Genomic DNA, 528 nt, shown 5'->3' with positions numbered 1-528 from the left:
GGTTTAGATGTAAATTGATGCTCTGTCCTATCTTCAGGGATATCACTAATACTAATTAGTATTTGATAATCGCCTAAAGCAACAGTATCACCATGGGACAAAGCAAGCTCATTCCCTTGGCCGATTGGAGTAACTGCATTATTAACAAATGTGCCATTTGTTGATAAATATTTAATTAGATATTTATCGCCAAATTTAATCAATTCGCCGTGAGTCCCAGAAATAACTCTCTCAGGGTCTGGTAACGTCCAGTCACATTGTTCTGAGCGTCCGAAGGTTACCTTTGCATGCTCATCACTTGATTCAAACACAAACTCACTCTCTATTTCCGGAGTAAATTTGTGGAAACTCGTTATGGTCAATACCAATTTCATGAAAAACCTCGCCAAAGACCTGCTAAATATTTATATATCGATTTTTATAATTAGATTTGAAGCTTTAATTATTAACATTAAGATTAATAGAGTTCTTATAGCTGTTATAAAAACTATTGACGGCATAATGAATCATTTTTTTATCAAAGCAATC

Annotated in this window: 1 protein-coding gene; it reads right to left on the bottom strand. The window is 34.1% G+C overall.

Annotated elements, in window-relative coordinates; all coding sequences use genetic code 11:
- Positions 1-374, bottom strand: a 374-nt coding sequence (tagH, locus tag R7O13_RS30570) for a type VI secretion system-associated FHA domain protein TagH (RefSeq protein ID WP_318305683.1), incomplete at its 3' end; no start/stop codon positions are given.
- Positions 375-528 lie beyond the last annotated feature (154 nt).

The organism is Vibrio sp. Y176, from assembly GCF_033438945.1.
The sequence above is the reverse complement of the archived record's forward strand: the minus strand, read 5'-3'. Positions and strand labels throughout refer to the sequence as shown.